General features: G+C 64.3%; 7 protein-coding genes. 5 read left to right on the forward strand and 2 right to left on the reverse strand.

Translation table 11 applies throughout. The annotated features are described in order from the left end of the window. Both DWA01_RS17995 and DWA01_RS18000 read left to right on the forward strand, forming a co-directional pair. Positions 1 to 771, forward strand: coding sequence for a hypothetical protein (locus DWA01_RS17995; protein ID WP_114287192.1), 771 nt, complete (start codon positions 1 to 3; stop codon positions 769 to 771). A gap of 136 nt (positions 772 to 907) precedes the next feature. Further along, entirely contained in the window at positions 908 to 1,336 is a 429-nt protein-coding gene (locus DWA01_RS18000; RefSeq protein WP_114287193.1) for a RidA family protein, read from the forward strand. A 163-nt stretch (positions 1,337 to 1,499) separates the two neighbouring features. On the opposite strand, the gene rpmB is transcribed toward DWA01_RS18000, so the two are convergent. Continuing rightward, positions 1,500 to 1,787 carry a 50S ribosomal protein L28 gene (gene rpmB, locus DWA01_RS18005; protein WP_114287194.1) on the reverse strand — a complete coding sequence of 96 codons (288 nt, stop codon included), beginning with the start codon at positions 1,785 to 1,787 and terminating at the stop codon, positions 1,500 to 1,502. 124 nt (positions 1,788 to 1,911) lie between these two features. Continuing rightward, positions 1,912 to 2,925 (reverse strand): methylmalonyl Co-A mutase-associated GTPase MeaB, encoded by a 1,014-nt coding sequence (gene meaB / locus DWA01_RS18010; protein ID WP_114287195.1) that lies wholly within the window; start codon positions 2,923 to 2,925, stop codon positions 1,912 to 1,914. Positions 2,926 to 3,384: 459 nt separating this feature from the next. Here meaB and hrpB point away from each other — a divergent pair, with 459 nt between their 5' ends. The 3 genes from hrpB (at position 3,385) to DWA01_RS18025 (ending at position 8,347) form a co-directional block, all read left to right on the forward strand. Then, positions 3,385 to 5,877, forward strand: coding sequence for an ATP-dependent helicase HrpB (hrpB, locus tag DWA01_RS18015; protein WP_419187020.1), 2,493 nt, complete (start codon positions 3,385 to 3,387; stop codon positions 5,875 to 5,877). Positions 5,878 to 6,216: 339 nt separating this feature from the next. Next, a complete protein-coding gene (locus tag DWA01_RS18020) occupies positions 6,217 to 6,741 on the forward strand; it encodes an NUDIX hydrolase (RefSeq protein WP_235008605.1) in 525 nt (174 codons plus the stop codon). A 133-nt stretch (positions 6,742 to 6,874) separates the two neighbouring features. Continuing rightward, the gene (locus DWA01_RS18025) at positions 6,875 to 8,347 is read left to right on the forward strand and encodes an inorganic phosphate transporter (RefSeq protein ID WP_114287197.1); all 1,473 of its coding nucleotides are present in this window, start codon (positions 6,875 to 6,877) and stop codon (positions 8,345 to 8,347) included. Positions 8,348 to 8,522: the final 175 nt, after the last annotated feature.

Here is an 8,522-nt window from a genome sequence, read left to right on the forward strand (position 1 = left end):
ATGACCCGTTTTATTTCCACGCGGCTGACCGCCGCTTTCAAAACCCCGATTGCCTCCCGACGCTTGCGTGTGCCTTCGCTATTGTTGTTGGCACTGACCCAGGCCGGCTGTGTGGCGGCGGCGATGTCGGCGGCCCCGTTGCTGATGGGTACCGATCTCGCGAACCCGCTTCACGACGCTGTCGACCGCGCAGCGCAAAGACGGGTTGAAGAGCAGTACCGGCAACAATACCCGGGTGTGGACATCAGCGACGAATATGCTTTGGCGAGGGCTATGTATGAAAAAGCCCAGCGGGAAAACCCGGAACAAATGGGGCACCTGGGGGCCTATCCGTCCCGCGCGGCCTGGGAAGCAAACAACGCCAAAACCTCCGGGGTAACAGCGGCATCGCCTGGCACCAGCGCCACGAGCGCAACGGCCGCTGCCGCAACCCCGACTGCATCGCCGACCCGGATGGCCCAGGATCGGGCCGTGCTGAAAAAAGACGGCACGCCCTGGGTTGTGGTCACCAAAAGCTGGCCCTACGACATGCTTAATTTTTCCACCGTGGCGCCCTACACCTGTGGTTTCAGCCGCTTGCAATATTCGGTCAATGGCGGCGAGACGAAGACCCAGGCCTTCACCCCCTGTTTCGCCAGCAATGCAAAACCAAACCCGCCCTATCTGACCTTCCCGCAAGGATCGATCGAGACGGTGCGCATTACGATGCACTTTACCGATGGCGGGCGTCAGACCCGGGAATTTCAGCGCGACGAGATTTTCCAGCGCTGAACAGGTCTCCCGACCCGCCTGCGCCCGGTACATCTCAGCGGGCGCAGGTCTCAGACGCAGGCCCGCCCTGCCGCGCGCAGCCAGCGGCATCTGTGCTATGCTTGCCCCTTTGGGTCACCAGACCAGGAGGGGCAGCATGAGTTGGCAGCGTGAATTAATTTCCAATGGCAATCCGATGGAAGCCGTTGTCGGCTTCAGCCGTGCAGTGCGGGTCGGGCGCTTTATTTCCATAGGGGGCACTGCGCCGGTGGATGCCGCTGGCAAGACCGTCGGTATCGGCGATGTGGCGGTGCAGACCCGGCAATGCCTGGAAATTATCCGGCTGGCGCTGGAACAGGCAGGCTCTGGGCTGGAGGACGTAGTCCGCACCCGGATAATCCTGACCAATATTGACGACTGGAAAGCCGCCATAGAGGTGCGCAAAGACTATTTCCGCGATGTGCGGCCGGTCGACACCATCATGGCAGTGGAGCGGTTTGTGAATCCCGAATGGCTGATTGAAATCGAAGCCGATGCGGTGATTGCGGACCGTGGCACGGTGCGGGTTCCAGGCTCACCGGGCTGAGCCTTCGCAGAGCCCGGCCTGTCACGCGCGCGGCTCTGGCCTGGCTGCGAACGGCCCCGCCCAAACGCAAACGACCCCGTCTTAACGCACACAGCCCCGCTCAAACGCAAACGACCCCGCGATATTGCTATCGCAGGGCCGTTTGAATTCGTCGATCAGAGACTTAAGCTGCAGCTTGTGCTTTAGCGATGTCTTTTTTGATCTTCAGAGCTGTGTCGGACAGTTCAGCGTCTTTGGCTTTCGCCATGAACGCGTCCAGGCCACCGCGGTGATCAACGGTGCGCAGGGCAGCCGCGGAGATCCGCAGTTTGAAGGTCCGGTCCAGAACTTCGGACATCAGGGACACATCGTTCAGATTCGGCAGAAACCGACGGCGTGTTCTGTTTTTTGCGTGGCTGACATTGTTGCCAGACATAGGACCTTTACCGGTCAATTCGCAGCGGCGCGCCATGGCTTCGCTCCTTTGGTTGCTTTGGTCTGGCATCATGTCCCCGGCGGATCCGGCGATCAGAGTTCAAACAGCGTCAATAACAATAGGACACCCCACAGGGCACCCCGAATTCCGTGGACGGTATCTAGGCCGTCCCAGGGCCAGCGTCAAGCGATTCATCCGGGGTTTTGACAAGTTCCAGCAGCTTTGCGGCGGCACCGGCGGCGCTGCTCTGTCCCCGGGCAACCTCATCGCCCAGTTGCAGCATCCTGTCGCGCAACAGACCAGGCGTTTCAATTTGCGCCAACAGGCCCTGACGCACCTCCTCGACAAACCAGCTGCGCGCCTGTTCCGCCCGCTGCATGTCCCAGTAGCCCTGGTCGCGCCGCCAGCTGATCAGCGCCTGAATATCCGCCCAGACCTGGTCGAGGCCGCTGTCTTCCAGTGCTGAGACCGTCATGGCGCGGGGAAACCCGTCGGGGTCACGCTTTCGTTTGCGCAGCAGGCGCAGCGCCCCGGTATAATCGGCACAGGTGCGCATGGCGGCGGGCTTCAGATCGCCGTCGGCCTTGTTTACAAGGATAATGTCGGCGATTTCCATGATGCCGCGTTTGATGCCCTGCAGCTCGTCGCCCCCGGCAGGCGCCAGCAGCAGCAGGAACAGGTCCGACATCTCGGCCACCATCGTTTCGCTTTGGCCAACGCCGACGGTCTCAATAAGCACCACGTCAAAACCGGCTGCTTCGCACAGCGCCACCGCGTCGCGCGAGCGCTGCGCCACACCGCCAAGCTTTGTCTGGCTGGGCGAGGGGCGGATATAGGCATTGGGGTCGCGGCTGAGCCGGTCCATGCGGGTTTTGTCGCCAAGGATAGAGCCGCCGCTGCGCCTGGAGCTGGGGTCCACCGCCAGCACCGCCACCCGCAAGCCCAGTCCGGTCAGCATCAGACCAAAGGATTCGATGAAGGTGGATTTGCCGACCCCCGGGGTGCCGGACAAGCCGATTCGCAGCGCCTGACGTCCGGCCTGGCCCACATAATCCAGCAGCTGCCCCGCCTGTACCCGGTGATCCGCGCGCTGGCTTTCCACCAGGGTGATGGCCCGGGCCAGCGCCCGGCGGGTGCCGGAGATCACATCATCGCCGAGTTCAATAATATCCATGCCGGGCCTTTGCGCGGGTTATGCTTCAGAACCTGTTTTGCCCGTTGGCCCCGGACCTGTCCAGCCCCCGCAAGGCGGAGGCACCTGTTCCGCCGCCGACATGCCCCCTCTCCCAGCCGCCTGCCCCTGTAATGGGCCTGTGCCGCCGCTGCGCCAGCTTTGTGTCGGCCATGTACAGATCCCCTGCCGCCCCTTACCGGCCCTGTGTGCCCGCGGCCCAGTCCCTGCCCCCTTGCGGCGCAATGCCACCTGCCTGGCCTGCTCCCGCCCCTGCCCAGGCCCGGGGCCTGGCCGGGCCAGCGCTGCAAATGCAGCAACGCCGGCGATCAGATGCAGAGCGACAGCAATGTCAGCCTGGTGGTGGTCACGGGGATGTCCATCGGCGTGGCGATGAGGATGGCCACGGGGATGGCCACGGGGATGGCCATGGACAAACGGGCTCTGGTCAGCGCCGGGTCAATGCCGGATAAGAAGCCTATGACTGATTTTTCTCTGCCCATCGATGCTGTGATCCCGGAATTTCTGCGTGCGCTTTCAGGCGGCGCGGGTGGCGCCTCAGGTGGCGGGTTGGCGGTGCTGCAGGCACCGCCAGGCGCCGGCAAAACCACCCGGGTGCCTTTGGCGATGCTTGAAGCGGGCCTGGTGAAGGGGCGCATCCTGATGCTGGAGCCCAGGCGGCTGGCGGCACGGGCGGCGGCTGAACGCATGGCCGACACCCTCGGCGAGCGGGTCGGCGAAACTGTCGGCTACCGCATCCGGGGCGAGGCGAAAGTCAGCAAAGCCACCCGCATTGAAGTGGTCACCGAGGGCATCCTGACCCGGATGATCCAGGGCGACGCGGAGCTGCCCGGCATTGGCGCGGTGATCTTTGACGAGTTCCACGAGCGTTCGCTCAATGCCGACCTGGGGCTGGCGCTGTGCCTGGAGATCCGCGACGCATTACGCGAGGACCTGATGATTGTGGTGATGTCGGCGACGCTGGACGCCGCCCCTGTCGCCGCTTTGATGAGGGATGCGCCGCTGGTGACATCCGAGGGGCGCGCCTTTGCGGTGGAAACCACATGGCTGGAGCGGCCGCTCGACAAACGGGTGCGCATTGCTGAAGCCGCCGCCGACCTGGTGGTGCGGGCTGTGTCCGAGACCGATGGCGGTGTGCTGGTATTCCTGCCCGGCGAAGGCGAAATCCGCCGCGCGGAATCTGCACTTGCCGGGCGCCTGCCCAAAGACGTAGTGGTACGGCCTTTGTTTGGCGCGATGGAGTTCAAAGCCCAGCGCGCCGCGATTGCGCCTGCCGCATCGGGGCGCAAAGTGGTGCTGGCAACCGCGATTGCCGAAACTTCGCTGACCATTCAGGACATCCGGGTGGTGGTGGACGCAGGCCAGTCGCGCCGGGCCCGGTTTGACCCGGGATCGGGCATGTCCCGCCTGATCACCGAGCGGGTGACAAAAGCCGAGGCCGAACAGCGCCGCGGCCGCGCCGGGCGGGTGGCGGAGGGACACTGTTACCGCATGTGGACCCGCGGCGAAGAGGGCGGCATGTTGCCCTTCCCGCCGGCTGAGATCGAAGCGACGGACCTTGCCGGCCTGGCGCTGGAACTGGCGCTCTGGGGGGCCGCACCGAAGGATCTGCCGTTTCTGACCCAACCTGGCGCCACCCCCTGGGGCGAAGCGGTCGCCCTGTTGCAGTCGCTCGGCGCGTTGGATCAGGCCGGCCGCATCAGCCGCCATGGCCGCGCCTTGTCAAAACAGCCGCTGCATCCCCGGCTTGCTCATATGCTGCAACTGGCCGGGGGGGATGCCGCGCTTCTGGCCGCGTTCCTGGCCGATCGCGATTTCCTGCGCGGCGCGCCGGTGGATCTGTCATTGCGGATGGAGGCGCTGGAGGACGCACGCAGATTTGCGGAACGGCGGCCCTGGCAGGCCAGCCGTGGCGCTGTCGAACGCATCAAAACGGAAGCGAAGCGGCTGCGGCGCGGCGCGGGTGCGGGCGGCTCCCGGGACACCGCGACGAGTCTCGCGATGATGGCAGCGCTGGCCTATCCCGACCGTATTGGTTTGCGGCGCAAGGGCGACGCGGCGCGCTATGTCTTGTCGGGCGGCAAAGGCGCGGTGATGAGTGATACCGATCCGATGGCCGGTGCGCGGCTGATCGTGGCCACCGATCTGGACGGCAACCCGCGCGAAGCAAAGATCCGCCAGGCGGTGGAGATCCCTGAAGCCGAGGTGCGGGAGCTGTTTGCGGATCAGATCAGCTGGATTGAGAGCTGTGCCTGGTCAAAGCGCGACAAAAGGGTGGTGGCGCGGCGGCGCGAGATGCTGGGTGCGGTGATGCTGGCGGATCAGATCTGGAAGGACGCACCACGCGAAGCGGTGGCGCTGGGTGTGCTGGCAGGGTTTCGCGAGCTGCGCCCGGGGTTAAGCGCGGCAGCAGAGCGGTTCCGCGCCCGGGTGGCCTTGCTGCGCGACGACCATGAGTTGCCCGACATGGGGGATGCGGTGTTTTATGAGGCGGCGGAGGACTGGCTGCTGCCATACCTCGCCGGCATCCGCAGCGAATCCCAGATCCGCAGTTTTGATCTGCTGGAGGCGCTGCGGGGCCGGTTGAACTGGGCGCAGACACAGCTGCTGGACCGGGAAGCACCGGCGCATTTCATCACCCCGATGGGGCATAAGGCGCCGATCGATTACGCTGGCGAACACCCGGGCATTGAAGTGCGTTTGCAGGAGATGTTCGGTCTGACCCGCCACCCCTGCGTCGGGCGCACGCCGCTGCGTGTCACCCTGCTCTCACCGGCACGCCGCCCGGTACAGGTGACGATGGACCTGCCCGGGTTCTGGGCCAGTTCTTACGGCGATGTGCGCAAAGACATGCGCGGGCAATACCCGCGCCACCCCTGGCCCGAAGACCCCACCACAGCCGATCCGACCCTGCGCGCCAAGCGCCGGCGTTAGGTTTTGGCGACCGGGGCAACGGCCCACCCCCGCGTCCCCGGGAATTTGGGGATCAAACCGTCAGGAGGACGGGTGTGCGGGCCTGAAGGGTGCGGCTCTGCTTTTCCCTGCATCTGCTGGCCAGAAGTGCCGGGCGCACCGGCGCCTCAGTCAAGCGTGTTTTGGGTCCGGACTGAAAACAAGTGGTGGGCTGGATACCAGGCTGGGTATCAGAATATTGTGTGAGCCAGGCACAGGACGTATCGCCAGCCATGTTGCAGACCCGTTGTCGGAGCTGCAGAGGCTCAACGCAGCGGGCGGTCCGCGACACGGGGCTGGCAAACCCGCCGCGAGCAGGGCATGAAAGAACAAGACAGGATTTTGGGGACGGTTCGGGCGATGATTGCAAAGCATAAAACCGCCTGGGCCACGGCGTGGCGCAGCGCCTGGCAGGACGTGTTGTCCCTGGTGTTGCGCCGGCCGCGCCATCTGCAGGTGGCGGCACTTTGTTACCGCGAAGCCGGTGGCGAAAAACAGGTGCTGCTGGTGACATCACGGCGCAGCGGGCGCTGGATCCTGCCTAAAGGCTGGCCGATTGATGGCAAAACGGCTGCCGGGGCGGCGCTGACCGAAGCCTGGGAAGAGGCCGGGGTGGAAACGGCAGAAAAGCTGCAGCCGCAGCCTGTTGGCCGCTACGCCTACCTCAAGAAATTCGGCAAGGGGCTTTCGGTGCCCAGCGAAGCGCTGGTCTTTGCGATCCCGGTGGTACGGCTGGCGGAAAGCTACCCGGAAGCGGCGCACCGAAAGCGGCGCTGGTTCACACTCGCTGAAGCTGAAAAACACATGCGGGAGCCTGAATTAAAGGCGATCTTGCGGGCGTTCTGAGCACGGGCCAACATATTTTCCAGTTGTTTTCGCTAAAACCGTTGTTTTTTGCGCCAGCTGTCGTTAACTGCCCGCAACTTTCATAAGTTCAGCTCAAAACACGTCTGGCCCTGGCCCTGGCGCGGAGAAAAACATGTCTTCCAATTCTGATCGCAACTGGTCCACCCTTGATAAAGATCTCGGGCGTGTCACCAATATGGAATACGCCACCCAGATGGTGGCGCGTCCGATGGTGGGCATCAGCATTGCGCTGACCTTTATCATTGTGGCGGCGCTGGCGGCGGCGCTGCTGATCGGCGACGGTTCCGGCAATATTATCATCTTTGCGGCGGCCGGTCTGGGCGCCTATATGGCGGTGAATATCGGCGCCAATGACGTGGCCAATAATATGGGTCCTGCGGTGGGCGCGCGGGCGCTGACCATGGGCAGCGCCATCATTATTGCCGCGATTGGCGAAACGTCCGGCGCGCTGCTGGCGGGCGGCGATGTGGTTTCGACCATCTCCAAGGGCATTATCGATCCCGCCGGACTGGCCGACACGCAGGTGTTTATCTGGGCGATGATGGCGGCGCTGATCTCTTCGGCGCTCTGGGTCAATCTGGCGACCTGGGTCGGGGCGCCGGTCTCCACCACCCATTCGGTGGTGGGCGGCGTCATGGGCGCCGGTATTGCAGCGGCGGGGTTTGCCGCGGTGAACTGGCCCACCATGGGCAAAATTGCCGCCAGTTGGGTGATCTCGCCCGTGCTGGGCGGGCTCATTGCCGCTGCTTTCCTCGCTTTCATCAAAGCGCGGATCGTCTATCAGGACGATAAAATCACCGCTGCGCGCCGTTGGGTGCCGGTGCTGATCGGCATTATGATTGGGGCGTTTTCCGCCTATCTTGCAGTCAAAGGGCTGAAAAAGATCATCACCATCGAGCTGCAGGACGCGCTGCTGATCGGATTGGGGATGGGTGTGGCCAGCTGGGCGCTGGCGCGCCCGATGGTGCGGCGTCAGTCTGAAGGCATGGAGAACCGCAACAAATCGCTGAAAGCGCTGTTTACCCTGCCGCTGATCATTTCCGCGGGGCTCTTGAGCTTTGCCCATGGCGCCAATGATGTGGCCAATGCGGTGGGGCCGCTGGCGGCGATCGTACATGCGGATTCTGTCGGTGAATTTGCCGGCAAAGTCAGCCTGCCGGTCTGGGTCATGGTGATCGGGGCCTTTGGCATTTCCTTTGGTCTGATCCTGTTCGGGCCAAAACTGATCCGCATGGTGGGCTCTCAGATCACCAAGCTGAACCCGATGCGCGCCTATTGTGTGGCGCTCTCGGCGGCGATCACGGTGATTGTGGCCTCCTGGCTCGGGCTGCCGGTCAGCTCCACCCATATCGCTGTGGGGGGGGTGTTCGGGGTCGGCTTTTACCGGGAATGGGAAAGCGAGCGCCGGCGCCGGGCCAAGAGCGGCAAGTCAAAGGCACAGATCGCACCGGAAGAACGCCGCCGCCGCAAGCTGGTGCGCCGCAGCCATTTCCTGACCATCATTGCCGCCTGGGTGATTACAGTACCCGCCGCGGCGACCATGTCGGGCCTGGTGTTCCTCGCGCTGAACGCGGTGTTTGAATAAGCGGCGCGCTGGCCTGACTGGCTGATCTGCGCGACGACTGACCGGCCGCACACAGCGGCCTCAGGCCGGAAGGCTGCAGGGCGGAACGACCTCAAGTCAGGTTTCCGCCCCCACCAGCACTGCCCGCACCACCCCCGCCCGGCACCGGCGCAACCCCGGCCCCCCCCCCCCCCCG

The sequence above is a fragment of the Candidatus Halocynthiibacter alkanivorans genome (assembly GCF_003333265.1).
Classification (GTDB): Bacteria; Pseudomonadota; Alphaproteobacteria; order Rhodobacterales; family Rhodobacteraceae; genus Halocyntiibacter_A; species Halocyntiibacter_A alkanivorans.